Origin of the sequence: Bacillus sp. CGMCC 1.16541 (assembly GCF_003184905.1) — a bacterium.
Taxonomy (GTDB): Bacteria; Bacillota; Bacilli; order Bacillales; family Bacillaceae_H; genus Priestia.
This window is the reverse complement of sequence record NZ_QFRU01000015.1, coordinates 1-26228: the sequence shown is the minus strand read 5'-3', so window position 1 is coordinate 26228 and position 26228 is coordinate 1. Positions and strand designations below refer to the sequence as shown.

At 39.7% G+C, this 26228-nt stretch carries 20 protein-coding genes, 4 tRNA genes, 3 rRNA genes and 2 riboswitches; of the genes, 23 read left to right on the top strand and 4 right to left on the bottom strand.

What is annotated here, in order from left to right; translation table 11 throughout:
- Window positions 1–28: 28 nt before the first annotated feature.
- Window positions 29–640, top strand: coding sequence for a KinB-signaling pathway activation protein (locus tag DIS06_RS14325; RefSeq protein ID WP_110113920.1), 612 nt, complete (start codon window positions 29–31; stop codon window positions 638–640).
- Window positions 641–748: 108 nt separating this feature from the next.
- On the opposite strand, the gene pdaB is transcribed toward DIS06_RS14325, so the two are convergent.
- Window positions 749–1513 carry a polysaccharide deacetylase family sporulation protein PdaB gene (gene pdaB / locus DIS06_RS14320; RefSeq protein WP_110113919.1) on the bottom strand — a complete coding sequence of 255 codons (765 nt, stop codon included), beginning with the start codon at window positions 1511–1513 and terminating at the stop codon, window positions 749–751.
- Between the two features lie 144 nt (window positions 1514–1657).
- Between pdaB and DIS06_RS14315 the strand changes: the two genes are divergently transcribed.
- From DIS06_RS14315 to tsaD, 12 genes are all read left to right on the top strand, one after another.
- The gene (locus tag DIS06_RS14315; protein ID WP_110113918.1) at window positions 1658–1897 is read left to right on the top strand and encodes a hypothetical protein; all 240 of its coding nucleotides are present in this window, start codon (window positions 1658–1660) and stop codon (window positions 1895–1897) included.
- Window positions 1898–2105: 208 nt separating this feature from the next.
- Window positions 2106–3657: ribosomal RNA gene (locus tag DIS06_RS14310) — 16S ribosomal RNA — on the top strand.
- Window positions 3658–3787: 130 nt separating this feature from the next.
- Window positions 3788–3864: transfer RNA gene (locus tag DIS06_RS14305), tRNA-Ile, on the top strand.
- 21 nt (window positions 3865–3885) lie between these two features.
- A tRNA-Ala gene (locus tag DIS06_RS14300) sits at window positions 3886–3961 on the top strand.
- 126 nt (window positions 3962–4087) lie between these two features.
- Window positions 4088–7023, top strand: a 23S ribosomal RNA gene (locus DIS06_RS14295).
- Between the two features lie 232 nt (window positions 7024–7255).
- Window positions 7256–7371: ribosomal RNA gene (gene rrf / locus DIS06_RS14290) — 5S ribosomal RNA — on the top strand.
- The 16S, 23S and 5S rRNA genes sit together here with 4 tRNA genes alongside, the layout of an rRNA operon.
- 18 nt (window positions 7372–7389) lie before the next feature.
- Window positions 7390–7466, top strand: a tRNA-Met gene (locus tag DIS06_RS14285).
- Window positions 7467–7470: 4 nt separating this feature from the next.
- Window positions 7471–7546, top strand: a tRNA-Asp gene (locus DIS06_RS14280).
- Between the two features lie 231 nt (window positions 7547–7777).
- A complete protein-coding gene (tsaE, locus tag DIS06_RS14275; protein WP_110114005.1) occupies window positions 7778–8263 on the top strand; it encodes a tRNA (adenosine(37)-N6)-threonylcarbamoyltransferase complex ATPase subunit type 1 TsaE in 486 nt (161 codons plus the stop codon).
- Window positions 8244–8945 (top strand): tRNA (adenosine(37)-N6)-threonylcarbamoyltransferase complex dimerization subunit type 1 TsaB, encoded by a 702-nt coding sequence (gene tsaB, locus DIS06_RS14270; protein ID WP_110113917.1) that lies wholly within the window; start codon window positions 8244–8246, stop codon window positions 8943–8945. The genes tsaE and tsaB overlap by 20 nt, the downstream gene beginning before the upstream one ends.
- A gap of 11 nt (window positions 8946–8956) precedes the next feature.
- On the top strand, window positions 8957–9406 hold the full coding sequence (gene rimI, locus DIS06_RS14265; protein ID WP_110113916.1) for a ribosomal protein S18-alanine N-acetyltransferase: 450 nt from the start codon (window positions 8957–8959) through the stop codon (window positions 9404–9406).
- On the top strand, window positions 9406–10419 hold the full coding sequence (gene tsaD / locus DIS06_RS14260; protein ID WP_110113915.1) for a tRNA (adenosine(37)-N6)-threonylcarbamoyltransferase complex transferase subunit TsaD: 1014 nt from the start codon (window positions 9406–9408) through the stop codon (window positions 10417–10419). The genes rimI and tsaD overlap by 1 nt, the downstream gene beginning before the upstream one ends.
- 202 nt (window positions 10420–10621) lie before the next feature.
- On the opposite strand, the gene DIS06_RS14255 is transcribed toward tsaD, so the two are convergent.
- A complete protein-coding gene (locus tag DIS06_RS14255) occupies window positions 10622–12565 on the bottom strand; it encodes an ABC-F family ATP-binding cassette domain-containing protein (RefSeq protein ID WP_110113914.1) in 1944 nt (647 codons plus the stop codon).
- A gap of 351 nt (window positions 12566–12916) precedes the next feature.
- On the opposite strand from DIS06_RS14255, the gene DIS06_RS14250 reads away from it, so the two are divergent.
- The 3 genes from DIS06_RS14250 to tatC are packed head-to-tail and all read left to right on the top strand — an operon-like array spanning window position 12917 to window position 14551.
- Window positions 12917–13549 carry a redox-sensing transcriptional repressor Rex gene (locus DIS06_RS14250; RefSeq protein WP_481746869.1) on the top strand — a complete coding sequence of 211 codons (633 nt, stop codon included), beginning with the start codon at window positions 12917–12919 and terminating at the stop codon, window positions 13547–13549.
- A 60-nt stretch (window positions 13550–13609) separates the two neighbouring features.
- Complete coding sequence (locus DIS06_RS14245) at window positions 13610–13786, top strand: twin-arginine translocase TatA/TatE family subunit (protein ID WP_110113912.1); 177 nt, start codon at window positions 13610–13612, stop codon at window positions 13784–13786.
- 18 nt (window positions 13787–13804) lie between these two features.
- Window positions 13805–14551 (top strand): twin-arginine translocase subunit TatC, encoded by a 747-nt coding sequence (tatC, locus tag DIS06_RS14240; RefSeq protein ID WP_110113911.1) that lies wholly within the window; start codon window positions 13805–13807, stop codon window positions 14549–14551.
- A 26-nt stretch (window positions 14552–14577) separates the two neighbouring features.
- Here tatC and DIS06_RS14235 read toward each other — a convergent pair whose 3' ends face one another.
- Together DIS06_RS14235 and DIS06_RS14230 are read right to left on the bottom strand one after the other, a co-directional pair.
- Window positions 14578–14793: a YdiK family protein gene (locus DIS06_RS14235; RefSeq protein WP_110113910.1), complete on the bottom strand. Its 216-nt coding sequence runs from the start codon at window positions 14791–14793 to the stop codon at window positions 14578–14580.
- A gap of 2 nt (window positions 14794–14795) precedes the next feature.
- Entirely contained in the window at window positions 14796–15521 is a 726-nt protein-coding gene (locus tag DIS06_RS14230; protein WP_110113909.1) for a CPBP family intramembrane glutamic endopeptidase, read from the bottom strand.
- Between the two features lie 343 nt (window positions 15522–15864).
- Between DIS06_RS14230 and groES the strand changes: the two genes are divergently transcribed.
- The 7 genes from groES to DIS06_RS14195 all read left to right on the top strand — a co-directional run bounded on the left by groES (window position 15865) and on the right by DIS06_RS14195 (window position 25867).
- A complete protein-coding gene (gene groES / locus DIS06_RS14225; protein ID WP_110113908.1) occupies window positions 15865–16149 on the top strand; it encodes a co-chaperone GroES in 285 nt (94 codons plus the stop codon).
- Between the two features lie 115 nt (window positions 16150–16264).
- On the top strand, window positions 16265–17896 hold the full coding sequence (gene groL / locus DIS06_RS14220; RefSeq protein WP_110113907.1) for a chaperonin GroEL: 1632 nt from the start codon (window positions 16265–16267) through the stop codon (window positions 17894–17896).
- 176 nt (window positions 17897–18072) lie between these two features.
- A complete protein-coding gene (locus DIS06_RS14215) occupies window positions 18073–19023 on the top strand; it encodes an AAA family ATPase (RefSeq protein ID WP_239422069.1) in 951 nt (316 codons plus the stop codon).
- A 9-nt stretch (window positions 19024–19032) separates the two neighbouring features.
- On the top strand, window positions 19033–20244 hold the full coding sequence (locus tag DIS06_RS14210; protein ID WP_110113906.1) for a DUF58 domain-containing protein: 1212 nt from the start codon (window positions 19033–19035) through the stop codon (window positions 20242–20244).
- Window positions 20241–22424: a transglutaminase TgpA family protein gene (locus tag DIS06_RS14205; RefSeq protein WP_110113905.1), complete on the top strand. Its 2184-nt coding sequence runs from the start codon at window positions 20241–20243 to the stop codon at window positions 22422–22424. Before DIS06_RS14210 ends, DIS06_RS14205 begins: the two co-directional genes overlap by 4 nt.
- Window positions 22425–22462: 38 nt before the next feature.
- A riboswitch (purine riboswitch) is annotated at window positions 22463–22564 on the top strand.
- A gap of 124 nt (window positions 22565–22688) precedes the next feature.
- Complete coding sequence (gene guaA / locus DIS06_RS14200) at window positions 22689–24218, top strand: glutamine-hydrolyzing GMP synthase (protein WP_110113904.1); 1530 nt, start codon at window positions 22689–22691, stop codon at window positions 24216–24218.
- Window positions 24219–24308: 90 nt separating this feature from the next.
- Window positions 24309–24410: riboswitch (purine riboswitch) on the top strand.
- 131 nt (window positions 24411–24541) lie between these two features.
- A complete protein-coding gene (locus tag DIS06_RS14195; RefSeq protein ID WP_110113903.1) occupies window positions 24542–25867 on the top strand; it encodes an NCS2 family permease in 1326 nt (441 codons plus the stop codon).
- The last annotated feature ends 361 nt before the right edge of the window (window positions 25868–26228 follow it).

The window sequence follows — 26228 nt, the reverse complement described above, 5'->3', positions numbered from 1 at the left end:
ATTTTATCGGAATTTGGGGGATCTAGCATTGAATAGTCGTAATTGGGTTCGTTTATTCTTGTCTACTCTACTATTGGGTGGAGTAAGCACTGGGATTGTTGGTTTTGCGGTTAAATGGGATGAGTATGAATCACTTTTTTTTGCATTTGATATTGTTGAAATTCTATCAATTTTATTTTGGCTAGTTGGGGTGGGTTTTATCTTTAGTATTATTAGCCAAATGGGGTTCTTTGCTTATTTAACCATTCATCGCTTTGGGTTAGGAATTTTTAAATCGGTTTCATTATGGAATGCGGTTCAACTTGTATTAATTGGTTTTGTCGTTTTTGATCTTATTTATTTCCGCTATCGAGCGTTTGCTACAGAGGGTGACAGTGTAACACCATACATTGTCTTAGCAATGTATGTGTTAATTGTAGGTTTGATTGTAGCTTATTTTAAAATGAAGCAAACCAATAAAGAAGCGTTTATTCCAGCTCTATTTTTTATTGTTGTAGTAACAACAGCAGAATGGTTTCCTGCGTTACGTATTAATGAAGAGGGATGGGTGTATTTAATGTTGTTTCCTCTCTTAATCTGTAACACATATCAGTTACTTATTTTACCTAAGTTAATTAATACCAAACAAAAAAATGATTAAATCAAAGTTTTAGTTTCTAAGTAGCTTCATGAATTATCTGTCAGCTTCTAAAAGGTAACAGATAATTCATGAAGTGCACTTAGTGGTTAACCAATGATTTAATCGTTTTTAGTTTACTTCTTTTGTTTTTTTCTTTGTGTTTGCCACAAGCTCTGAGACTTTTGCGTTCGCAATTTGTTTCTTCTTCATCTCTTGCGTAATAAGTGGTAATGCTTTTAAAGTTTGTTGAGCTGAGTCAGATGCGTGCAGTAAAATAATATCACCACCGTCCATCTCCTCTGTGGTGTTTTCAACAATTCTATCCACTCCAGGATTTGTCCAATCCTTAGAATCAATACTCCAGTGAACAACTGTGTAACCAGACGAATTTAAAATATTTAATATGTTCTTGTCAAAGTGACCGTTCGGTGGACGAATGAGTGTGACTTTTTTCAAGCCTAATGAGTCGAACACTTTCTTTGATTTAGCTAGATCTTGTTTGATTTTAGTGCTCTCCATAGAAGTGTAAGATTTATACTCATAGCCCATTGTCCCAATTTCGTGACCGTCTTTCTTAATACGTTCTACAACATCTGGGTGTCGTTCAGCCCAAGATGCAGAAAGAAAAAATGTTGCGTTTTTTAATCCTTGGCGTTTAAGTTCATCTAAAATAGGGATTGCGTTCTCATCTCCCCAGCTGATATTAAACGTAAGAGCGAGTTGATCTTTTTGGTCTTCCGCTTTTGAAATGGCTTTTGGACCACTATCGGTTGAGAAGACAGGAAAGTTTAAAAGGCTTTGTGCGTACAGAAAAAAACTAGTGAAAAAAGCAGCGATTACTATAATGGACAACTTCTTGAGTTTTTGAGCTCGAATAGTATAAAAGAAATTCATACTTCTCCCCCTTGGATAAGCTATTCTTGTCTAATCTTTATGCCTTATCTGATAAATAAATAACAAAACAAATGAGAATAAAGGAATTTTATTTGCAGAAAAAGGTTAAATTAGGAAAATAAAGTGATATCTAAGGGGTGTATTATGCGAGGGTTATTAGTTAATGAAAAAGAAATAAAAGAATTAGAATACGTTATAAAGCGAGAATTAGAAGAGTTATTATTTGATTTTACGGATAATCGTATTGATCATCTTGTAAAAAGAAGCATGGAAGAAAGGTATGATCTCCTCTTTAAACTTTTCTGTCGTGTAGCAAGTCCTAGAGAATGCTCCAAATATATTCGCTCTAAACAAAAAAATATAAAAAAGAGTATTGACTCATGATAATAAACTGTGATAGATTATTACTTGTCGCTAACGAGCGATAACAAATGAAAGAAATTAAAATAAAAAAGTTGTTGACATGAATCGGACAACTTGGTATGATAATAAAGTCGCTCATGAAGCGGCGGTTGAACTTTGAAAACTGAACAAAGCGACAAACGTCAACGTTAATTAAGTTTTAAACTATTTTATGAGCAAGTCAAACATTTCTTCGGAGAGTTTGATCCTGGCTCAGGACGAACGCTGGCGGCGTGCCTAATACATGCAAGTCGAGCGGACTTTTTAAAAGCTTGCTTTTAAAAAGTCAGCGGCGGACGGGTGAGTAACACGTGGGCAACCTACCTGTAAGACTGGGATAACTTCGGGAAACCGGAGCTAATACCGGGTAATACTTAACCTCACATGAGGTTAAGTTGAAAGATGGTTTCGGCTATCACTTACAGATGGGCCCGCGGCGCATTAGCTAGTTGGTGAGGTAACGGCTCACCAAGGCGACGATGCGTAGCCGACCTGAGAGGGTGATCGGCCACACTGGGACTGAGACACGGCCCAGACTCCTACGGGAGGCAGCAGTAGGGAATCTTCCGCAATGGACGAAAGTCTGACGGAGCAACGCCGCGTGAACGATGAAGGCCTTCGGGTCGTAAAGTTCTGTTGTTAGAGAAGAACAAGTACGAGAGTAACTGCTCGTACCTTGACGGTACCTAACCAGAAAGCCACGGCTAACTACGTGCCAGCAGCCGCGGTAATACGTAGGTGGCAAGCGTTGTCCGGAATTATTGGGCGTAAAGCGCGCGCAGGCGGTTCCTTAAGTCTGATGTGAAAGCCCACGGCTCAACCGTGGAGGGTCATTGGAAACTGGGGAACTTGAGTGCAGAAGAGAAGAGCGGAATTCCACGTGTAGCGGTGAAATGCGTAGAGATGTGGAGGAACACCAGTGGCGAAGGCGGCTCTTTGGTCTGTAACTGACGCTGAGGCGCGAAAGCGTGGGGAGCAAACAGGATTAGATACCCTGGTAGTCCACGCCGTAAACGATGAGTGCTAAGTGTTAGAGGGTTTCCGCCCTTTAGTGCTGCAGCTAACGCATTAAGCACTCCGCCTGGGGAGTACGGTCGCAAGACTGAAACTCAAAGGAATTGACGGGGGCCCGCACAAGCGGTGGAGCATGTGGTTTAATTCGAAGCAACGCGAAGAACCTTACCAGGTCTTGACATCCTCTGACAACCCTAGAGATAGGGCGTTCCCCTTCGGGGGACAGAGTGACAGGTGGTGCATGGTTGTCGTCAGCTCGTGTCGTGAGATGTTGGGTTAAGTCCCGCAACGAGCGCAACCCTTGATCTTAGTTGCCAGCATTAAGTTGGGCACTCTAAGGTGACTGCCGGTGACAAACCGGAGGAAGGTGGGGATGACGTCAAATCATCATGCCCCTTATGACCTGGGCTACACACGTGCTACAATGGATGGTACAAAGGGCTGCAAGACCGCGAGGTTTAGCCAATCCCATAAAACCATTCTCAGTTCGGATTGTAGGCTGCAACTCGCCTACATGAAGCTGGAATCGCTAGTAATCGCGGATCAGCATGCCGCGGTGAATACGTTCCCGGGCCTTGTACACACCGCCCGTCACACCACGAGAGTTTGTAACACCCGAAGTCGGTGGGGTAACCGTAAGGAGCCAGCCGCCTAAGGTGGGACAGATGATTGGGGTGAAGTCGTAACAAGGTAGCCGTATCGGAAGGTGCGGCTGGATCACCTCCTTTCTAAGGATTATACGAAAAGCAAAGGCGACTGTTCAATCTTGAGAGGAGCCGTAGCTAGACATCGTAAAAACGTGACTTTGTTTGTTTTTGTTCAGTTTTGAGAGAATTCTCTCATGAAATAAAATAATATGGGCCTATAGCTCAGCTGGTTAGAGCGCACGCCTGATAAGCGTGAGGTCGGTGGTTCGAGTCCACTTAGGCCCACCATATTATTTTTATCATTTATTTGGGGCCTTAGCTCAGCTGGGAGAGCGCCTGCCTTGCACGCAGGAGGTCAGCGGTTCGATCCCGCTAGGCTCCACCAAGCACACTTGTGCTTTTATTGTTCTTTGAAAACTAGATAGCAAGTAAAGCTGAGGAAAGTGTAAAAACTTTTCTAAACTATACACTGCAACATTCGTTGCATAAATCAATCTTACGATTGATCTTAGGTTAAGTTAGAAAGGGCGCACGGTGAATGCCTTGGCACTAGGAGCCGAAGAAGGACGGGACTAACACCGATATGCTTTGGGGAGCTGTAAGTGAGCTTTGATCCAGAGATTTCCGAATGGGGAAACCCACTGTTCGTAATGGAACAGTATCCTTACTTGAATACATAGAGTATGGAAGGCAGACCCGGGGAACTGAAACATCTAAGTACCCGGAGGAAGAGAAAGCAAATGCGATTTCCTGAGTAGCGGCGAGCGAAACGGAAGAAGCCCAAACCAAGAGGCTTGCCTCTTGGGGTTGTAGGACACTCTATACGGAGTTACAAAAGAACGAGGTAGATGAAGCGACCTGGAAAGGTCCATCGAAGAAGGTAAAAATCCTGTAGTCGAAACTTCGTTCTCTCTTGAGTGGATCCTGAGTACGGCGGGACACGTGAAATCCCGTCGGAAGCTGGGAGGACCATCTCCCAAGGCTAAATACTCCCTAGTGACCGATAGTGAACCAGTACCGTGAGGGAAAGGTGAAAAGCACCCCGGAAGGGGAGTGAAAAAGATCCTGAAACCGTGTGCCTACAAGTAGTCAGAGCCCGTTAACGGGTGATGGCGTGCCTTTTGTAGAATGAACCGGCGAGTTACGATCCCGTGCAAGGTTAAGTCGAAAAGACGGAGCCGCAGCGAAAGCGAGTCTGAATAGGGCGACATAGTACGTGGTCGTAGACCCGAAACCAGGTGATCTACCCATGTCCAGGGTGAAGTTCAGGTAACACTGAATGGAGGCCCGAACCCACGCACGTTGAAAAGTGCGGGGATGAGGTGTGGGTAGCGGAGAAATTCCAATCGAACCTGGAGATAGCTGGTTCTCTCCGAAATAGCTTTAGGGCTAGCCTCGAGATGAGAGTATTGGAGGTAGAGCACTGATTGGACTAGGGGCCCCCAACGGGTTACCGAATTCAGTCAAACTCCGAATGCCAAATACTTATTCTCGGGAGTCAGACTGCGAGTGATAAGATCCGTAGTCAAGAGGGAAACAGCCCAGACCACCAGCTAAGGTCCCAAAGTATACGTTAAGTGGAAAAGGATGTGGAGTTGCTTAGACAACCAGGATGTTGGCTTAGAAGCAGCCACCATTTAAAGAGTGCGTAATAGCTCACTGGTCGAGTGACTCTGCGCCGAAAATGTACCGGGGCTAAACGTATCACCGAAGCTGTGGATTGACATCGATGATGTCAGTGGTAGGAGAGCGTTCTAAGGGCGTTGAAGCTAGACCGTAAGGACTGGTGGAGCGCTTAGAAGTGAGAATGCCGGTATGAGTAGCGAAAGACAAGTGAGAATCTTGTCCACCGAATGCCTAAGGTTTCCTGAGGAAGGCTCGTCCGCTCAGGGTTAGTCGGGACCTAAGCCGAGGCCGAAAGGCGTAGGCGATGGCCAACAGGTTGATATTCCTGTACTACCTCCCCACCGTTTGAGCAATGGGGGGACGCAGGAGGATAGGGTAAGCACGCTGCTGGATATGCGTGTCTAAGCAGTTAGGCTGATGAGTAGGCAAATCCGCTCATCGTGAAGGCTGAGCTGTGATGGCGAAGGGGCCAAGGCCCCGAAGTTCCTGATTCCACACTGCCAAGAAAAGCCTCTAGCGAGGTGGGAGGTACCCGTACCGCAAACCGACACAGGTAGGCGAGGAGAGAATCCTAAGGTGATCGAGAGAACTCTCGTTAAGGAACTCGGCAAAATGACCCCGTAACTTCGGGAGAAGGGGTGCTCTGTTAGGGTGTTAAAGCCCGAGAGAGCCGCAGTGAATAGGCCCAGGCGACTGTTTAGCAAAAACACAGGTCTCTGCGAAGCCGTAAGGCGAAGTATAGGGGCTGACGCCTGCCCGGTGCTGGAAGGTTAAGAGGAGGGGTTATCCTTTGGGAGAAGCTCTGAATCGAAGCCCCAGTAAACGGCGGCCGTAACTATAACGGTCCTAAGGTAGCGAAATTCCTTGTCGGGTAAGTTCCGACCCGCACGAAAGGCGTAACGATCTGGGCACTGTCTCAACGAGAGACTCGGTGAAATTATATTACCTGTGAAGATGCAGGTTACCCGCGACAGGACGGAAAGACCCCGTGGAGCTTTACTGTAGCCTGATATTGAATTTTGGTACAGCTTGTACAGGATAGGTAGGAGCCTGAGAAGCCGGAGCGCTAGCTTCGGTGGAGGCGTCGGTGGGATACTACCCTGGCTGTATTGAAATTCTAACCCGCAGCCCTTATCGGGCTGGGAGACAGTGTCAGGTGGGCAGTTTGACTGGGGCGGTCGCCTCCTAAAATGTAACGGAGGCGCCCAAAGGTTCCCTCAGAATGGTTGGAAATCATTCGTAGAGTGTAAAGGCACAAGGGAGCTTGACTGCGAGACCTACAAGTCGAGCAGGGACGAAAGTCGGGCTTAGTGATCCGGTGGTTCCGCATGGAAGGGCCATCGCTCAACGGATAAAAGCTACCCCGGGGATAACAGGCTTATCTCCCCCAAGAGTCCACATCGACGGGGAGGTTTGGCACCTCGATGTCGGCTCATCGCATCCTGGGGCTGTAGTCGGTCCCAAGGGTTGGGCTGTTCGCCCATTAAAGCGGTACGCGAGCTGGGTTCAGAACGTCGTGAGACAGTTCGGTCCCTATCCGTCGTGGGCGCAGGAAATTTGAGAGGAGCTGTCCTTAGTACGAGAGGACCGGGATGGACGCACCGCTGGTGTACCAGTTGTCTTGCCAAAGGCATCGCTGGGTAGCTATGTGCGGACGGGATAAATGCTGAAAGCATCTAAGCATGAAGCCCCCCTCAAGATGAGATTTCCCATAGCGCAAGCTAGTAAGACCCCTGAAAGATGATCAGGTTGATAGGTCAGAGGTGGAAGCATGGTGACATGTGTAGCTGACTGATACTAATCGGTCGAGGACTTAACCACTTAAGAAAAGCGAAGGCGACTGTTCACCTTTGAGAGACATTGGAGCTTTTGACAGGGAAACTGTTCTGTAGTTTCATTGGCAAAAGTGAAATGCCCGAAAAGGTAGGAGCCATAGCTAGACAATCAGAAAAGCGTATGCTTTTCCTCAGCAAATTGTTATCTAGTTTTGAGAGAACAATCTCTTAATTGAATACGTTGCATTTCTCTAGAAGATTGTTATAATAGAATAGTGTCTGGTGGCGATAGCAGAGAGGTCACACCCGTTCCCATGCCGAACACGGAAGTTAAGTTCTCTAGCGCCGATGGTAGTTGGGACTTTGTCCCTGTGAGAGTAGGACGTTGCCAGGCAGTATTTATTTTTATTATCGCGGGGTGGAGCAGTCTGGTAGCTCGTCGGGCTCATAACCCGAAGGTCGCAGGTTCAAATCCTGTCCCCGCAACCAAATAGGTCCCGTGGTGTAGCGGTTAACATGCCTGCCTGTCACGCAGGAGATCGCGGGTTCGATTCCCGTCGGGACCGCCATTATTACTATAAGTAATCTGATAACGAAACAAATGTTTCGTCTTTTTTATTTATTCCTTTGTTGAACTATTTTACATTACTATTTGCTGTCCTTAGGAGAAATCCTAGGGTCTTTTTTATATCTACAGAAAAACTTTAGCTTATTAGGCACAGTTTCAACTTATTGGTGGATATGTTATCCACGGTGCGTTTAAAATAGATATATATTGACTGAAGTGAGGTTCTAAAATGATGGAGCAATCTCGAAATTATTCTTTCTTTTCAAACTCAGCTGAGCAAACAATGAATTTTGCTTCTACGTTAAGTAAATACCTAGAGGAAAAGTCTGTTTTATTATTAGAAGGAGATTTAGGCGCTGGCAAGACAACCTTTACAAAAGGATTGGCAAGAGGATTAAAAATTGAACGAAATGTAAATAGCCCGACCTTTACTATTATTAAAGAATATATAGGCGGTCGCTTACCTCTATATCATATGGATGTTTATCGCTTAGCTGATAGCTTTGAAGATCTCGGTTTTGATGAGTATTTTGAAGGAAATGGTGTAACGGTTGTGGAGTGGGCACATTTAATTGAAGATCAACTACCACTTGCTTATTTAAAAATTAATCTTTATCATGCAGATGAGAACAAAAGAAAAATTGAATTAGAGGCTGTAGGACAACGTTATATTGATATTTGTGAGGAGCTTTTTAACCATGAAAACGTTAGCGATTGACACATCGAATTTAGTTATGGGCATTGCTGTTGTGGATGATAGTCAGGTAATTGGAGAGGTTATTACTAATTTAAAGAAAAATCATTCTGTACGTTTAATGCCAGCAATTGAAACTTTATTAAAAGAGTGTAGCGTAAATGCAAAAGATCTTGAGCGAATCGTTGTCGCACAAGGACCTGGTTCTTACACAGGTGTACGAATAGGTGTTACGATTGCGAAGACATTAGCATGGACGTTAAATATTCCATTAATAGGCGTATCAAGTCTAGAAGTGTTAGCAGCGAATGGGCGTTACTTTGAAGGATTTGTATGTCCACTTTTTGATGCTCGAAGACAGCAAATTTTCACTGGATTGTATCAGTATCAAGCAGATGGAACATTCGTAAAAAAAGTAGAAGATCAGCTTGTTATTAATGTTGATTGGTTGCAAAAAATTAAACAATACAATCAAAAAGTACTTTTTTTAGGAAACGACGTAAAAGTGCATGAAGAAATTATTAAAAGGGAGCTAGGAGATTTAGCTGTCATTGCTCCGTATACACAGCATAATCCTCGTCCAAGTCAGCTAGCTTTAATAGGTATGCAAAAGGAAGCAACACCTTTACATGCATTTGTCCCTAATTATGCGCGATTAGCAGAAGCAGAAGCTAACTGGTTAGCTTCTCAGAATCAAAACTCTTGAGGAATTGAATGATGAAGGTAACCATTAAATTTCGTCTGATGGAGATAAAAGATATTGATGAAGTAGTTAAAATTGAGGAGCAATCGTTTGCGACACCGTGGAGCAGAGAAGCGTTTTATAATGAATTAACTAACAACCAATTTTCTACTTATATTGTGATGGAAGAGAATGAACAAATAATTGGGTATTGTGGAACATGGATTATTGTTGATGAGGTACATATTACAAACATTGCACTTCTTCCTTCATATCGAGGTAAAGGTTTAGGAGAGTTACTTCTACGTAATGTAATAAATGTAGTAAAGGAAATGGGTGCTCAATCAATGACACTTGAAGTAAGAGTTTCAAATTATACTGCTCAATCATTGTACCGAAAGTTAGGTTTTCAACCGGGTGGTACTCGAAGAAACTACTATTCGGATAACAATGAGGATGCTTTAGTAATGTGGGTGAATTTATAATGACAAAAGAACAATTTATTCTAGCAATCGAAACGAGCTGTGATGAAACAGCTGTAGCTATTATTAAAAATGGAACTGAGATTGTATCCAATGTAGTCGCTTCTCAAATTGAAAGTCATAAACGATTTGGCGGTGTTGTACCGGAAATTGCCTCTAGACATCATGTTGAACAAGTAACCATTGTGTTAGAAGAAGCGTTAAATGAAGCAAAGATGAGCATGGAAGAGATTGATGCTGTTGCAGTAACAGAAGGTCCTGGATTAGTGGGAGCGTTATTAATTGGAGTAAATGCTGCTAAAGCTATTGCTTTTGCACATAATAAACCACTTGTAGGTGTTCATCATATCGCTGGTCATATTTATGCTAATCGTCTTTTAAAAGAGATGAAGTTTCCTTTGCTATCTTTAGTAGTATCAGGAGGACATACTGAGTTGGTCTTGATGGAAGAGCACGGTAAGTTTAAAGTAATAGGGGAAACAAGAGATGATGCAGCTGGTGAGGCTTATGATAAAGTTGCTCGGACGTTAAACTTGCCTTATCCAGGAGGACCTCATATTGACCGCCTTGCTCATGAGGGAGAGCCAACATATAAATTACCAAGAGCGTGGATAGAAGGAACATATGACTTTAGTTTTAGTGGATTAAAGTCTGCAGTTATCAACACAATCCACAATGCAGCTCAAAAGGGTGAAGAGATTAATCCACAGAATATGGCTGCGAGCTTTCAAGAAAGTGTTGTAGAAGTATTAGTAACAAAGACCAAACAAGCTGCAAAGGAATATGATGTTCAACAAGTACTATTAGCTGGAGGAGTGGCTGCAAATAAAGGCTTACGTTCAGCGCTTGAACAAGCTTTCGAAGAAATTCCAGAAGTGGAACTAATTATTCCTCCACTTTCATTATGTACAGATAATGCAGCAATGATTGGTGCTGTAGGAAGTGTGATGTTTGAAAATGGAAAGCGATCTGGAATGGATTTAAATGCAAACCCTGGATTAGATTTAGAACAATAATGTGGATAAATATATTGATATCCACAATTTTCAATCATTTTCGAATAATTTGTGGATAATAATGTGGAAAAGTGGCGAGCTGATTGAAGACTCGCCATTTTTTTATCATTTCAGTCGAGAAGACCCCCACCTCAAGGAATGAGAAGGGCCAAGCCCAATGAGTAGGTGGGGGATGAATCGCCTTCGGACAAGGGATGGTTTACTATTCTTCTAATAACAATTGGAGAGATTCCCATTCTTCCATTAATGATGTTAATTGTTGTTCACACATATCATTATTTTCATTAATTTCTTGTACCTTTTCATGATTTTGATAAATAGCAGGATCACAAAGAAGCTCTTCATTCTCTTGCATTTTCTTTTCGATGTTATTAATTTCTAGCTCAATTTCTTCAATTCGACGCTTACGCTGTCGCATCAGCTTTTTTGTTTCTTTATCTTGGTGATAAGATGATTTGTCATTTTTAGGTTGGGCAGAGGGAGATTCTTCTACCGTTTCGCGTCTGTCTAGCTCTGCAATTTCTTGTATCTCAGCTTTTTTTGTTGAATAATAGTCGTAATCACCTAAAAATTCTGTGGCGCCGTTCTTATCTAACTCAACAATTTTACTAGCTAAGCGATTAATAAAATAACGGTCATGAGATACAAATAAAATCGTTCCAGGATAATCAATTAAGGCATTTTCTAATACTTGTTTACTATCTAAATCTAAGTGGTTGGTAGGCTCATCTAGTACAAGGAAGTTAGCTTTTTGTAACATTAGTTTAGCAAGCGCTAGACGTGCTTTTTCACCACCACTTAAGGTAGATACAACCTTTAATACATCATTGCCTGAAAAGAGGAAGTTACCAAGGGTTGTGCGAATTTCTTTCTCAGGTTTTGAAGGATAGTCATCCCACAGCTCTTGAAGTACAGTCTTATTAGAGGTAAGGTTTGCTTGCTCTTGATCGTAATAACCAATGCTCACGTTTGACCCTAATGAAATATCTCCACTTAATAGAGGGATTTTATTCGTTAATGCTTTAAGTAATGTTGACTTTCCAATCCCATTAGGTCCGACTAACGCAAGACTTTCTCCCCTCGTAATACGAATGTCAACATGTTGAATAATTGGTTTCCCCAGTTCATAAGCAATGGCTACATCGTCTATCTTTACCACTTCATTTCCACTTTGACGCTCAATATCGAATAAAAATGAAGCTGACTTTTCGTCCCCACTTGGTCTCGTCATTACTTCCATACGATCTAACTGTTTTCTTCGGCTTTGTGCTCGTTTTGTTGTCGAGGCTCTAGCGATATTACGTTGAATAAAGTCATTCAGTTTTGCAATTTCATCTTGTTGCTTTTCGTATTGTTTTAACTCTCTCTCATATCGTTCAGCTTTTTCTTCTAGATAGTGAGAGTAATTCCCCACATATTTTGTAGTTGTTTTTTGTGAGACTTCGTAGACTTGATTGACTACTTTATCAAGGAAATAACGGTCATGCGAAACGATCACAATCGCACCAGAATAACTTTGTAGAAATTGTTCAAGCCATGAAAGAGTTTCAATATCTAAATGGTTGGTAGGCTCATCGAGAATGAGTAGGTCAGGTTTCGTTAAGAGTAGCTTTGCTAATGCTAGACGTGTTTTTTGTCCACCGCTTAGTGTTGAAATAGATGTTTCATAGTCAAAGTCGCTGAAACGAAAACCGTGTAAAATCGAACGGATGTCTGCCTCATATTGATAGCCCCCTTGATCTTTAAAACGAACTTGAAGTTCGTCATATTCTTTTAAGAGCTTTTCGTACTGAGTTTGATTGTTAAAATAAGCAGGGTCCCCCATTTTGCGTTCAAGCTCTCTCAGGTCATGTTCCATTTCCTTTAATGGTTGGAAAACGGTGAGCATCTCATTCCAAATTGATAAATTAGACTCTAGCACCGTATCTTGTCCCATATAATCAATCGTTACATCTTTTGGCTTAATAATCTCTCCGTGGTCATAAGAAATTTCACCAGAAATAATTTTTAAAAGAGTAGATTTCCCAGCTCCGTTTCGACCAACTAATGCGATACGATCTTTTGTTTGTACTTCTAATTTTATATTTTGTAAAATGGGTTCGGCTCCATAATACTTTGTGACACCGTTTAATTGTAAAATGATCATTTTGTCTTTTCACCTCTACTCGTATATCCATAGTCTATTTTATCATAAATAGGTGAGAAGACCGCTATCCTAGCTAATTCATTAGTATGATAAGTTAACATCGTCACGAATATCGACTGTTAGCGACATGGAGAGACAGATTTTACAAATTAGTGTATAGTCATAGGTGAAGCAGAAAAATATTCTTATTCATGTTAAAATAGAGAGAGAAATGAATATTCAAAAAAAGTAACTAAGAAACGAGTTATATGATAGCGTTTTCATTATATTTGGATAAAACCATCTACGTATTGGCTCGCAATAACTTGATATAGCTTGTATGTATGTTTAAATGAGGGGGATAAAGTGAGTATGGAACAACTTAAAATACCACAGGCCACTGCTAAGCGTTTACCACTTTATTATCGATTTTTGAAAAACTTACATTCTTCAGGAAAACAAAGGGTATCGTCTGCTGAGTTAAGTGAAGCAGTGAAAGTAGATTCTGCAACCATTCGTCGAGACTTTTCTTATTTCGGTGCGCTTGGGAAAAAAGGATATGGGTATAACGTAAACTATTTACTCTCTTTTTTTAGAAAGACATTAGACCAAGACGAAGTTACAAAAGTAGCACTGATTGGTGTAGGTAATTTAGGAACAGCATTCTTAAATTATAATTTTATTAAGAACAACAACACGAAAATTGAAATGGGCTTTGATGTAGATGAGGATAAAGTAGGGAAAAGCGTAGGAGATGTACCTATTTATCATATGGATCAGTTAGAAGAAGTGTTAAATGGAGAAATTACTGTTGCTATTTTAACAGTACCCGCTACCGCTGCTCAACAAATTACGGATCGATTGATTCAACGAGGAATCAAAGGGATTTTGAATTTCACGCCAGCAAGAATTAACGTTCCAGATAAGGTTCGTTTGCATCATATTGATTTAGCAGTAGAACTTCAGTCACTTGTTTATTTCTTGAAGAACTATCCAAACGAGTGAAGAAGTATATTGCGCTTAATTGCGCTTTTCACTATTATGAGATGAGGAGGTGATTGGACGATGAATCTAGGTGTTGGAAGTATCATACTAATTGTTTTTGTTGCTTTACTAATCTTTGGTCCAAAAAAATTACCTGAGTTAGGCAAAGCGGCAGGAAATACATTAAAAGAATTTAAGAATGCAACGAAAGGCTTAGCTGACGACGATGACGACAGTAAAAAGCGCGAGGTAAAATAACGTAAGGATGAATTTTACATGAAACAACAAGAAATGTCTGTTTACGAACATATAGGGGAATTACGGAAACGTTTAATTTTCGTTGTCTTTCTATTTATGATCGCAACCATCGGAGGCTTTTTTTTAGCAGAGCCAATTATTGTGTACTTACAGCATGCAGATGAAGCTAAAGAGCTAACGATGAATGCTTTTCGATTAACGGATCCTGTGAAAATTTATATGCAGTTTGCGTTTATCATCGGTTGTGTGTTAACAGCTCCTGTTGCGCTTTACCATCTATGGGCATTTGTTAGCCCTGGCTTGTACGAGAAAGAACGTAAAGTAACCTTAAGTTACATTCCACTTTCAGCTATTTTATTTTTAAGTGGTATCGCATTTTCATATTTTATTTTATTTCCATTCGTAGTCGATTTCATGACTCGCATTGCCGATCGTTTAGATGTGAATCAGGTGATTGGTATCAACGAATATTTTCAGTTTTTATTACAGTTAACCGTTCCGTTTGGCCTTTTATTTCAGTTACCCGTTGTCATTATGTTTTTAACAAGATTAGGAATGGTTACACCAATGCTGCTAGCACATGTGCGTAAGTATGCGTACTTTGTATTACTAGTCATTGCAGCATTTATCACACCTCCAGAATTACTTTCTCACCTCATGGTGACTGTTCCGCTATTATTTTTATATGAAATTAGTATTGTAATTTCTCGTTTCTCTTATAGAAAAGTGTTGAAGGCTGAGGAAGAAGCATTAAAAAATGAATAAAAAAGAGGCTTCCATATTGGACAGCCTCATTTTTTTTGTTCGTTTTGTATTCTTTTGATTTTTTGATGTAATAAAAACACACGTACAGCCACACTAAAGTCAAATGTAGCGACTAGCACAAGTACAATCGTTGTGAAGTTCCAAATATCCTCACTATTTTGGGCACTTTGAATCGCTAAATACGTAAACAGTGCCCCCATAATTGTATAAATAAATCCCATAAATAGGGGTGTTCGTTTCATGATTAAAAGCCTCCAAAAATAAACTGCATCTGTTCTGCTTGTTTTTGTAGCTCCGCAATTTTATCGGCAAAAACTGTTTGCATGAGAACAACAAGTGTGTTCATCGACACATGAGCAATAATGGGAACAAGAATTGTCTTTGTTCTTGCATATAAAAATGCAAAAACAAATCCCATCGCTGTATAGATTAAAATATGAACGAAGTCCATATGAACAGCTGCAAAGATTAATGAGCTAATTAAAGCGGATAAAAAGAAATTAAATCGCTTGTGTAATGTTCCAAAAATAATTTTACGGAAAATAATCTCTTCTAAGATTGGACCAATGACAGATGTCACCAAGATAAGTAAAGGTGATATCCGAACTAAATCCACAATGAATTCTGTGTTCTCAGATCCAGGTTTAATACCGAATACTTTCATTTCAATTAATCCAGCCATAGACTGGGCAAACATGGCCAAAAAGATTCCACCTATTGACCAAAAAACGGCTTGAGGAATGTGAACTTTCTCTGTACGCATGTTCATTTCCTTACGTAACAATAATAATGTAATGACTAATGCGACAGAGAAGCTAAAAATGGTCCAGTAAATCATGGCATACTGCGACGCTTCCTGCATAGGTTTATCGTCAAAAAAGCCGAGCGCTAATAAAAGCCTTATCCCTAAGATTCCCGAAAGCTGCATAAGAATGTAAGTTAAAATAATGTACCAATAATGCTTTTTCAATCTGTCATACTCCTTTACAGAGGTTTTTCCTACCCGATGTAGAACATAATGGTTATAGTAGTATCTTTTCGTATTGTAACATAGTCCTAATCGAATAAAGAAAAGAATGATTGTTGAGTGAATAAATTGATTAGATAAATGAGGTGTAGATTTAGGTAGGTTAGGTATAATGTAGAAGGATAGCTCCCTTTTTATGACTTTATAGTGGAAGTATTTTAAATTTTTTTTGTAATTAATACTTGCAAAAAAAAGTCAGTTTATTTAATATAATAATTGTGTTAGCACTCATAGTGGTTGAGTGCTAATAAAGATGTAAACATATCATTTGAGGAGGTTGTTTCACTTGTTAAAACCATTAGGTGATCGCGTAGTCATTGAACTTTTAAAATCAGAAGAAAAAACTGCAAGCGGTATCGTATTACCAGACACTGCAAAAGAAAAGCCTCAAGAAGGTAAGATTGTAGCTGTTGGAACAGGTCGCGTACTAGACAATGGTGAGCGTGTAGCTCTAGAAGTGTCAGAAGGCGATCGTATCATCTTCTCAAAATATGCAGGTACTGAAGTAAAATACGAAGGTGCTGAATACTTAATTTTACGTGAAAGTGATATCTTGGCTATTATTGGCTAATCATGATGCACGGACACGTCATTTGAATTATTCTTTGTTTTGAATAATCCTATGTTGAAGAAAGATATATCATAACGTTTTTATATAGATCGATAATTTGAGGAGGTCTAGAAAGATGGCAAAAGATATTAAATTTAGTGAAGAAGCACGTCGTTCAATGTTACGTGGTGTAGATACGTTAGCAAACGCTGTAAAAGTAACACTAGGACCAAAAGGTCGTAACGTTGTGTTAGAGAAAAAGTTTGGTTCCCCATTAATTACAAATGATGGTGTAACAATTGCAAAAGAAATCGAATTAGAAGATGCATTTGAAAACATGGGTGCAAAATTAGTAGCGGAAGTTGCAAGTAAAACAAATGATGTTGCTGGTGACGGTACAACGACTGCAACTGTTTTAGCACAAGCGATGATTCGTGAAGGCTTGAAAAACGTAACAGCTGGTGCAAATCCAATGGGTATCCGTAAAGGAATTGAAAAAGCAGTTACGGTAGCGATTGAAGAGCTAAAAGCAATCTCTAAACCAATCGAAGGTAAGTCTTCTATTGCACAAGTAGCGGCTATTTCTGCTGCTGATAACGAAGTTGGTGAGCTTATTGCAGAAGCAATGGAGCGCGTAGGTAACGACGGCGTTATTACACTAGAAGAGTCTAAAGGATTCTCAACAGAACTAGAAGTAGTAGAAGGTATGCAATTTGACCGTGGATATGCTTCTCCTTACATGGTAACAGATTCTGATAAAATGGAAGCTGTTTTAGATAACCCATATATCTTAATTACAGATAAGAAAATTAACAATATCCAAGAAATTTTACCTGTATTAGAGCAAGTTGTGCAACAAGGTAAACCACTATTATTAATTGCTGAAGATGTAGAAGGTGAAGCGTTAGCTACATTAGTAGTAAACAAATTACGTGGTACGTTCACAGCAGTAGCGGTTAAAGCTCCTGGATTCGGTGACCGTCGTAAAGCAATGCTTCAAGATATTGCGATCTTAACTGGTGGTGAAGTAATCACTGAAGAGCTTGGTTTGGATCTTAAATCAGCAAACATCACACAATTAGGCCGCGCTTCTAAGATTGTTGTGACAAAAGAAAACACAACAATCGTAAACGGCGAAGGTAACCCAGAAGAAATTTCTGCACGTGTTGGCCAAATTAAAGCTCAACTTGAAGAAACAACTTCTGAGTTTGACCGTGAAAAATTACAAGAGCGCTTAGCTAAATTAGCTGGTGGTGTAGCAGTTATCAAAGTTGGTGCTGCAACTGAAACAGAATTAAAAGAGCGTAAATTACGTATTGAGGATGCACTTAACTCTACACGTGCGGCGGTTGAAGAAGGTATCGTGGCTGGTGGTGGTACGGCATTAGTCAATATCTATAATAAAGTAGCAACAATTGAAGCAGAAGGCGACGAAGCAACTGGTATCAACATCGTTCTACGTGCGATTGAAGAGCCTGTACGTCAAATCGCTCATAACGCTGGTTTAGAAGGTTCAGTTATTGTTGAACGTCTAAAAGGTGAAGCTGTTGGAACTGGTTTCAATGCAGCAACTGGTGAGTGGGTAAACATGCTTGAAGCTGGTATCGTTGACCCAACAAAAGTAACTCGTTCTGCACTTCAAAACGCAGCATCTGTAGCAGCTATGTTCTTAACAACTGAAGCTGTTGTAGCTGACAAGCCAGAAGAAAATGCTGGTGGTCCTGCAATGCCTGACATGGGCGGCATGGGCATGGGCGGTATGATGTAATTTCATACTTTATCCAAAAGACTTGTATCACTTTTGATACAAGTCTTTTTTTAATTCCTAATATTAGTAGAAAGTGGTATAAAGGTGATAAGGTTCATTAAAACATAGAAGTTAGCAAACTGTTGTCACTTAGTATAAAGTAAATATAAGAATTAAAAATAATAGGGGTGAGTAGGTTGGAACAATTACAGGAAATTCAAGACAAGCTGGAGCTTGTTTTATCAAATATTAATCGTGTTGTGATTGGAAAACGAGAAGTCGTTACATTAAGTTTAGTTGCACTTTTAGCAGAAGGACATGTCTTACTAGAAGACGTTCCGGGTGTTGGGAAGACGATGATGGTAAAAGCGTTAGCGAAATCGATTAATACGGATTTTAAGCGAATACAGTTTACTCCTGATTTATTGCCTTCCGATGTAACAGGTGTATCGGTTTATAATCCAAAGGATCTTGAATTTCATTATCGACCTGGACCTGTGATGAGTCATTTCGTTTTAGCAGATGAAATTAATCGGACCTCTCCCAAAACACAGTCAGCATTATTAGAAGCGATGGAAGAGAGTAGTGTCACAACTGATGGCATAACAAGAGCGTTGCCAAAGCCGTTTTTTGTCATGGCTACACAGAACCCAATTGAGTTTGATGGCACTTATCAATTACCAGAAGCTCAATTAGACCGCTTTTTATTTCGGTTAAAAATGGGGTATCCGACAATAGGTGAAGAAGTTGATATTTTAAATCGTCTAGCCAACGGGTCACCTATCGATGAATTAAAGCCTGTTATTCAGATACAAGATGTGCAAACGATTCAAGCAAAAGTTAGAAATGTATATGTTGATGATACAGTAAAGCGGTACATTGTAGAGATTGTAGATCGTACCCGTAACCACCCCGATATCGACCTTGGCGTAAGTCCTCGTGGTTCAGTTGCACTTATGAAGGCAACCCAAGCGTACTCTTTATTGCAAGGTCGTGATTATTGCATTCCAGACGATGTGCAGTATTTAGCTCCTTATGTACTATCTCACCGGATGACGCTGCGACCAGAAGCGAAGTATGAGCGTAAACAAACAGACGAGATTGTGAAACAGATTTTAGCAAAAGTATATGTCCCAATTAAAAGGTAGTGAACAATCGTGAAAAATAGGCTAAAAAGTATGATTCAAAAAAGCTTGAAATTTACTTTGCTCCTGAGTTTATTGGCGTTAACATTTGTTTATGCGATGTTTCAAGGAGGATTTGTTAGTTGGTTTTTATTTTATAGTTTCTTGCCGTTTGCTTTGTACAGCCTGATGTTGATGATGTATCCAATGAGTCGATTAGAGGTAGAGAGAAGGGTTGAAAAAAAGAGTGATGAATCCTTAGTAGGTCACATTACAATCAAAAGAAAGATTCCTTTTCCACTCTTATTTTTAATGGTTGAAGATGTTCTACCTAAACAACTTGCTTATTACTATGGGATGGATACTTGTAAAATCATGGTCTATCCTTTATTTCGAAGGAGCATCTCCATCCAATATGAATTAGAAGAAGTTCCTAGAGGAGAACATATTTTTCAAGAAATTCGTCTACAAACGAGTGATTTTTTAGGATTCGTTAATCGAGAGTGTCAATACCAAAGAGAGAATACGTATCTTGTTTATCCTAAAATAGTAGAAATAAAGCCTTATAGACTCACGTCTACGTTTGAAAGTGGTGAGCTCAACTCTGCCTTTTCGGTTCAACAAGAGCATGTATTTATGTCAGGTATACGTGAGTATCAAGCGGGAGATCAGCTTTCCTGGATTGATTGGAAGGCAACAGCTCGTAAAGATGTACTTATTTCAAAGGAGTTTGAGAGTAAGCAAACTAATACGTTATGTGTCGTATTAGATGGTATGACAAGAGAAGGGTTTGAAGAGCGAGTCATATTTGGCGCATCTCTGGCGGCTGCTTATGAAAAATTAGGTGTAGACAACCAGTTTTTAACCGTTGATACAGCATCAATTAGTGAAAAGTCCTACCACAGGGACCATTCGCTCTATACTACGTTGCATCAATTAGCCAAAATACAACCAGATGATGAGGCTCATTTTAGTTATGCTTTGCGTAACCCTCTCATTCAGTTTGACGAAGTTGGATTGGTGATTGTTGTGATATCTACCTTAACAAATGACTTGATCACAGCTCTTCAGCAAACATTTCACTCTCGAGTTAAAGTTATTTTGTGTGTTATTAAGGAAAATAGTGTGTCTCTCACAAAGGAAGAAAAAGCGATAGAGTGGGAATTAAATAGACAGCGATATTACGTCTCTACACTGCATAAAAAGGATTTTGCAAATGCTTTAATTGAGGTGAGTAGAAGATGAAACAATACTCATTGCACGTAAATAAATGGGTTAGTGTTCTATTGTACGTAGGTTCATTTCTGTTGTTATGGGAGTGGTTAAAGCCTTTAAGAGTCTTAACAGATACAGGTCAAATTCAATACTTTGTTATCTTTCTTGGTTTAAGTTTTTTGTTGCTTATGTTTTCCGTTCCCTTTTACATTCAATTGCCCGTTAAGATTACGTTTATCTTATACACCATTCACTCTTTATATAAAGAAGGCTCTTTTTTTTCTTCTGGGTGGATGGGTGATTTTTTAAGCTTGATTCAACAAGACCTTCAGCGCTTTTTTACGTTTCAAATCTATGATTTTTCAAATGAATTTCGAAGTCTATTGTTCTTTATTTTACTATGGCTCATGGCTTACCTAGTGTACTTCTGGATTTTCTATCAAAAGAGAATTTTTGTCTTCATTGCACTCACCGTTATTTATGTAGCTATCGTCGATACATTTTCTCCTTATGATGCCACGTATGCAATTATGCGTGTGGTCACAATAGGCTTTCTATTACTAGGTTTTCTTCATGCCGAGCGTTTAAAGAGTAAAGGGTTTAATTTAATGAACGTATCGAGTAAAAATCGCTTTTTTGTCTTTTTTCTACTCTTTACAATGGGATCCATGACGTTTGCATACTTCGCTCCTAAAGCAGCACCGCAGTGGCCAGATCCAGTTCCGTTTCTAAAAGGATATGCTACAGGTGAGGAGGGTGAAGGCAATATAGCGTCAACGGTTCAGAAGGTAGGATATGGCGTAGATGATTCTCAACTGGGAGGCCCTTTTGTAGGAGATGATACGGTTGTTTTTAGAGCTCAAGCTTATGAAGATCACTATTGGAAGATTGAATCAAAGGATATCTATACAGGAAAAGGGTGGGAAGCTACTGAGAATGAACGAAACGTTCCATTGTCAGGAAACGAATCCCGCTTGTCTTCTTATGGGGAGGGTGTCAAGAGCCGCGAATTAAAAGCAACGGTGAGCTTAGAAAGGCCTTCTATGCATTTAATGTATCCATCGCAATTACTAACCATTGAACCATTTGAGTTAGCTTCCATTCGATTTAATCCAATAACAGAAAAGTTGTATCCATACGCAGGGGAACGCTTTACAGAAATAGATGGGTATGAAGTAACGTATCGCTACCCAGAATTTCAAGTGGAAGTATTACAAAGTTCGAATAATCCAGATGCGTTAGAAAATAATCCAGAATTTCAAAAGAGATATACGCAACTTCCAGACGAGTTACCAGGTAGAGTGAAAGAATTGGCGAGAGAGATTACGGAAGGTAAAACGAACCGGTACGACCAAGTAAAAGCAGTAGAACAATACTTTCGTTTGAACTCTTTCGTGTACGATACAAAAGATGTAGCAGTTCCTGAGGAAGGACAAGACTATGTGGATCAGTTTTTATTTGAAACAAAGCGAGGGTATTGTGATAATTTCTCTACTTCTATGATTGTACTATTACGCGCACTTGATATCCCTGCTAGGTGGGTGAAGGGATATACGGATGGAGAAGAGATACAAAGCGGGGCAGGTACAAGAATGTTTGAAGTCACCCAAAATAATGCTCACTCCTGGGTAGAAGTGTATTTCCCGGAAATAGGTTGGATTCCTTTTGAGCCAACAAAAAGCTTTACAAGTCCATATGAATTTACCTATGATCTTTCTTTAGGTGAGAATTCGACTCCAGAGGTAATAGAAGAAGAACGACCTATTACACCGAAAGAACCGTCACAAGAGAAACCGAAACAAGAAAGCGAGACAAGGGAAAATACAGCTGCTGATATAGAATGGTCGTGGAAGAAAACAATTGCAATAATAAGTGGATTATTGATGATTATTTTCATTCTATATGTGACTAGAAACAAATGGTTCCTTCCTCTGCTCATTCATTACTATAAGGCAGAACGAAAGGAACGAACGTTTGAAAAAGCTTATTTTCTGTTGCTCAATCAGTTAGCAAAACAAGGAATTAAAAGAAAAGACAATCAAACATTGCGGGCGTATGCAAAGCAAGTAGACGCTCGTTTTGAAACAAATGATATGACCAGATTAACAGTTAGTTACGAGAAAGTTTTGTATCGAAAAGAAGAGTCTATTGCAGAATGGAATCAGTCCGCTAAATTGTGGGAAAATTTAATTAAAAAAGCGGGTTCTTGACCATTCCCGAATGGATTGATAGAATATTCACGATTATAATAATATTTTTTGTAAACCTTCGTATATCCTCGATAATATGGTTCGAGAGTCTCTACCGGGTCGCCGTAAAGGACCTGACTATGAAGGCAGAATGTTCTATTGGATATGTGTCTTTGTATGCAACTAGAATTCTGCCTTTATTTCTTAAGGCAGAATTCTAGTTTTTTTGTATTTTTCGGGCATACTACTTGCTAAGTATGTACAGATTTTAATGAGGTGAATAGGATGGAAGGCATGATTGTTGTATTAGATTTTGGTAGTCAATATAATCAGTTGATTACACGCCGTATTCGTGAGTTTGGTGTATACAGTGAATTACACCCTCATACAATTACAGCGGAAGAAATAAAAGCGTTAAATCCAAAAGGAATTATTTTCTCTGGTGGCCCAAACAGTGTCTATGGTGAAAATGCTTTTCATTGTGATGAAAACATTTTTGAATTAGGCATTCCTGTACTAGGGATTTGTTATGGTATGCAGCTTATGACGCACCACTTTGGTGGGAAAGTAGAAGCTGCAAGTCATCGTGAGTATGGAAAAGCGACAATTAACGTACAAAACGATTCACTGATGTATCATGATTTACCAAAAGAGCAAGTGGTATGGATGAGCCATGGTGATTTAGTTGTTCAAACACCAGAAGGCTTTGAAGTAGATGCAACAAGCATCTCTTGTCCAATCGCAGGGATGAGCAATAAAGACAAGAAGATGTACGGTGTGCAATTCCACCCAGAAGTTCGTCATTCAGTACATGGTAATGATCTTCTTAAAAACTTCGTGTTTGAGGTTTGTGAAGCAGAAGCAAACTGGTCAATTGAAAACTTTATTGAGATGGAAATGGATAAAATCCGTCAAACAGTTGGAGATAAACAAGTATTATGCGCACTTAGCGGTGGTGTAGACTCTTCTGTTGTAGCGGTACTTATTCATAAAGCGATTGGTGATCAGTTAACATGTATCTTTGTGGATCACGGTTTATTGCGAAAAGGCGAAGCAGATAGCGTTATGAAGACATTCAGCGAAGGTTTCAATATGAATGTTATTAAAGTAGATGCAAGAGAGCGTTTCATGAGTAAGCTAGAAGGTGTTACAGACCCAGAGAAAAAGCGTAAAATTATTGGTAATGAATTTATTTACGTCTTTGATGATGAAGCGACAAAATTAAAAGGTATTGACTACCTTGCTCAAGGTACACTTTATACAGATATTATTGAAAGTGGTACAGCAACTGCACAAACAATTAAATCACACCACAACGTAGGTGGATTACCTGAAGATATGCAGTTTAAATTAATTGAACCTTTAAACACACTCTTTAAAGATGAAGTACGTGCGCTTGGAAGTGAACTTGGTATTCCTGATGAAATCGTATGGCGTCAGCCGTTCCCGGGCCCTGGTTTAGGTATTCGAGTTCTTGGTGCAGTGTCAGAAGAGAAATTAGAGATTGTACGTGAATCAGATGCTATTTTACGTGAAGAAATCAGAAAAGCTGGCTTAGAACGTGATATTTGGCAATATTTCACTGTTTTACCTGATATTCGCAGTGTGGGTGTGATGGGTGATGCTCGTACGTATGACTATACAATTGGAATTCGTGCAGTAACATCAATTGACGGAATGACATCTGATTGGGCGCGTATCCCATGGGATGTATTAGAAGTAATCTCCACACGTATTGTTAATGAAGTGAAACATATTAACCGCGTTGTGTACGATATTACAAGTAAGCCACCAGCAACGATCGAATGGGAATAAAAAACGAACAAAAAACGAATGTTATTTAAATAACGTTCGTTTTTTGTTGACGAAGAACTTGTTTTGGTGGTAGAATCGCACTATAAGTGAATAAATCAATAATTTATACGTCGTATAATATTGGGGATATGGCCCAAAAGTTTCTACCAGGCTACCGTAAATGGCTTGACTACGAGGTATGATGAGGAAAGTAGATAGTCTTTTTAATAGGTTTTATTACTTTCTCGTTAACCTTTATGTCAGCACCTTCACACCTGGTAGAGTGAAGGTGCTTTTTATTTCAACAGCTTAGACTGACAATTGAACATTTAGGGGGAGAAAGTGTGAAAAACTATTTTCAGTTTGAAAAAGCGGGTACAAATTATAAGAAAGAGACTATAGCGGGTATTACTACGTTTCTATCAATGGCTTATATTTTATTTGTGAATCCATCAATTTTATCGTTAAGTACGGTTCCGGACTTACCTGATCACATGCGCATGGATCAAGGAGCTGTTTTTACGGCGACAGCTTTAGCAGCTGCGATTGGTTCTTTGATTATGGGGTTATTAGGAAGATATCCGATTGCGCTAGCTCCAGGTATGGGTTTAAATGCATTCTTTGCGTTTACAGTTGTATTAACAATGGGTATTCCTTGGCAAACAGCACTATCTGGTGTAATGGCTTCTGGTTTAATTTTTATCCTACTTACGTTAGGTGGAATACGTGAAAAGATTATTAATGCCATTCCTCAAGAGTTAAAGCTAGCCGTAGGGGCAGGTATTGGACTTTTTATAACGTTTATTGGCTTACAAAATGCAGGAATCATTGTAGATGATTCAGTGGTACTAGTTGGACTAGGAGATTTAACGAACGGAAACACGTTATTAGCGATCTTTGGTATTGTTATTACGGTTATCTTAATGGTTCTTCGTATAAATGCAGGTGTATTTATTGGGATGGTTGTTACAGCGATTGCGGGTATGGCTGTTGGTCTAATTGATGTGCCAAAAGCAATTGTCGCTCCAATTCCTAGTCTAGAACCTACATTTGGAGTAGCAATTCAACATTTTGGAGATATCTTTACGATTCAAATGCTTGTTGTTATCCTTACGTTTTTATTTGTAGATTTCTTTGACACAGCAGGTACACTAGTTGCGGTAGCAAACCAAGCTGGTTTAATAAAAGACAACAAGTTGCCTCGTGCAGGTAAGGCTCTTTTAGCAGACTCTACAGCAACAGTTGCAGGTGCCATTCTAGGGACGTCTACAACAACTTCTTATGTAGAATCAACAGCAGGTGTAGCAGCAGGGGGTCGAACGGGTTTTACATCTGTCGTAACTGCACTCTTTTTCTTAATTGCCCTGTTTTTCTCACCTTTATTATCAGTGGTTACAGCATCTGTTACGGCTCCAGCCCTTATTATTGTTGGAGCATTAATGGTATCAAATCTAAATAAAATTAAATGGGATGCATTTGAGGTGGCGGTTCCAGCTTTCTTAACAATTATTATGATGCCTTTAACGTACAGTATTGCAACAGGTATTGCGATTGGCTTTATCTTCTATCCTATTACAATGATCTTCAAAGGGAAAAAGAAAGATATTCACCCTATCATGTACGGACTTTTCGTTATCTTTATCCTATACTTTATATTTTTAGTAGAGTAGAAGAATAGAAGGTTGTATTAAAAAGTGAGAGTTTTACTTAAGATGTAGGCTTAGTTAGAAAGGTTACACTGTTAGGTTAATATAGAAAGAACAAGTATAAAGGCAGCGGATGTTCTCTTTCATAGGGAGAACATCCGCTGCCTTTATTATTATTTATCTAAAAAAGTATTGACGTTTAAAATATAAAGTGATAGATTATTAAGAGTCGGTTATGGACGACGGAAAACAACGAAAAAAGTTCTTGAATATTACTATTAAAAATGATAGAGTATTACTTACCGCTTGAGAGAGCGATAAAAAAGAATTTAAAAAAGTTGTTGACATGAAGTTGATAACTTGGTATGATAGTAAAGTCGCTTCT